The organism is Streptomyces spongiae, from assembly GCF_009377185.1.
GTDB classification, from domain to species: domain Bacteria; phylum Actinomycetota; class Actinomycetes; order Streptomycetales; family Streptomycetaceae; genus Streptomyces; species Streptomyces spongiae.
In genome coordinates this window covers 1-2305 of sequence record NZ_VJZC01000943.1, presented here as the reverse complement: position 1 = coordinate 2305, position 2305 = coordinate 1, and the positions used below count along the sequence as shown (strand labels likewise).

At 70.2% G+C, this 2305-nt stretch carries 2 protein-coding genes; both read right to left on the bottom strand.

The features are described 5' to 3' along the window. Positions 1–57: 57 nt before the first annotated feature. Entirely contained in the window at positions 58–1068 is a 1011-nt protein-coding gene (locus FNH08_RS48960) for a substrate-binding domain-containing protein (RefSeq protein ID WP_152778384.1), read from the bottom strand. 157 nt (positions 1069–1225) lie between these two features. Continuing rightward, a complete protein-coding gene (locus FNH08_RS48955; protein ID WP_228034843.1) occupies positions 1226–2224 on the bottom strand; it encodes a sugar kinase in 999 nt (332 codons plus the stop codon). Between the last annotated feature and the right edge of the window lie 81 nt (positions 2225–2305).

Genomic DNA, 2305 nt, shown 5'->3' with positions numbered 1-2305 from the left:
CACCGATGCCCATGCCACTGCCGTTGCCACTGCTGCGGCCGATGCCGATCCCTACGCCTATCGCGTCCCCTTCGCCGCGAACTTGGCGATGTCGGCGACGTTGTCCTTGGTGACGAAGGCCGGGCCGGTGAGCACCGGAGCGGTGCCGCCGCCGCTGAAGTTGCCGTTGGTCCTGTAGAGCCAGAGGGCGTCCACGGAGAGGTAGCCCTGGAGGTAGGGCTGCTGGTCGACGGCGAACTCGACCTGGCCGTCCTCGACGGCCTTGACCAGGTCCTTGTTGAGGTCGAAGGTCGCGACCTCGGCCTTGCTGTCGGCGTCGGAGACGGACTGCACGGCGGTCAGCGCGAACGGGGCGCCGAGGGTGACCACCTGGTCGATGGAGGAGTCCTGCTTGAGCTTGGCGGTGATCGTCGACTTCACGGAGGGCATGTCGGTGCCGTTGACGTAGAGGTTGTCGGTCTCGCCCTTGAAGCCCTTCTTCAGGCCGGCGCAGCGCGCTTCCAGGGCGACATGGCCCTGTTCCTGGACGACGCAGAGGGCGTGCTTGGCGCCGAGTTCGTTGAGCCGCTCGCCGAAGGCCCGGCCGGCGATGTTCTCGTCCTGGCCGAAGTACTCGAGCATGCCGAGTTTGTTCCAGTCGTCCAGGCCGGCGTTGAAGCCGACGACCGGGATTCCGGCGGCCTTGGCCTTGGCCACGACGTCCTTCATGGCGTCCGGCTTGGCCGCGGTGAGCGTGATGCCGTCGACCTTCTGGTCGATCGCGTTCTGCACGAGGTTGGCCTGGTTGCCGGCGTTGGGGTCGCTGGAGTAGACGAGCTTGACGTTGTCCTTGGCCGCCGCGGCCTGGGCGCCCTTGCGGATGAGGTCCCAGAAGGTGTCGCCGGGGGCCGCGTGCGTGATCATGGCCACCGTCATGCGGGGGGTGTTCGCCTTGCCCGCCGAGGCGTCCGCGCCGCCCTCCTCGGACTGCTTGCCGCCGGAACCGCTGGAGCAGCCGGCTGCGAGCAGCGTGCCGACGAGGACGGTGGCGGTGAGGGTGGCGGGGCGCGCTCGGTGATGTCTGCGCATGTCTGTTGCACCTCGCTGTGCGGTTCGGGGTGAGGAAGGTGACCAAGTCTTCGTCACTGGAGCGCGTTATTAGCGCGCTCTAGTGGCAGGTACTATCCAGCCGCCCACAAGGGATGTCAACAGGTTTGTCATGACTTTCCAACAAAGCGCTCGGCGCCTACGACGCGGGTGCCTTTTGCCCACGCGCCGTGGCCGCCACAACGTCGTCTCTGGTGCGCAGGACGGCCGCGGCCGTGAGGTGACCCAGGTGGAGTCGCGCCATCTCGTCCCGGTCGTGCAGCACGCCGGACAGGTACCCGGCCGCGAAGGCGTCGCCCGCGCCGACCGGTTCGACGACCTCGACCGGTGGCGTGGGCGCGAAGACGCGGTGGCCCGCGGAGTAAGAGGTGGCTCCGTGTTCGGCGTCCTTGACGACGACGAGCGGTGCCGGTGCGAGCAGGGCCGCGATCTCGTCGGGCCGGGCCGTGTGCCACAGGGCCTCGGCCTCGTCCCGCCCCACGAAGACGATGTCCGCGGCGCGGGCGAGCTCCAGCAGGGTCCGCACCCCGTCGGCACGGCGGTGGCGCCACAGGGCGGGACGGTGGTTGACGTCGAAGGAGACGACCGGGCGGGTGGGCGTGCCGGAGCCGCCGTCCGTCCACGGGGTGCGGCGCACCACGATCTCCTCCAGCAGGTCGGCGCAGCTGTCGGAGAGGGCCGCGGTGATACCGGACAGGTGCACGATGCGGGTGTCGTGCAGCTCGGGTGCCCGGGCCACGTCCGGACCCATGTGGGCGGCGGCTGATCCGCGCCGGTAGTAGTGGGTTCGGGTCGCGTCCGGCCCGGGGTCCTTGAAGTAGACGCCGGTCGGATGGAGGGGATCGGTGCCGACCGCGCTCACGTCCACGCCCCGCGAGGCGAGCTCCGTCACGATGCGCTGCCCGAAGGGGTCGTCGCCCACCCGGCTCAGCCACGCGGCACGGTGCCCGAGTGCCGCCAGACCGCAGGCCACGTTGGACTCGGCGCCGCCGATCGAGAGACGGAGCGTGGGCTGGTCGGCGAGCGGCCGGGCGTCCGGCGGGGCGAGGACGGCCATGGTCTCACCGAGGCACACGACGTCCAGCGACGCATGCTCGGAGCGTGCGGGTGCGCGGAGGCCGGCGGGCGAGTGGGGCAAGGCGTTCTCCTGGCGGCTGGCGGCTGGCGGCTGGCGGCTGGTACTGGGCCTGTCTCTTATACACAGCTTGCTCTTCCGACG

What these genes read in the sequence shown, in the direction of transcription:
- FNH08_RS48960 (WP_152778384.1), bottom strand. Translation starts at nt 1,068, where the DNA reads ATGCGCAGACATCACCGAGCGCGCCCCGCCACCCTCACCGCCACCGTC.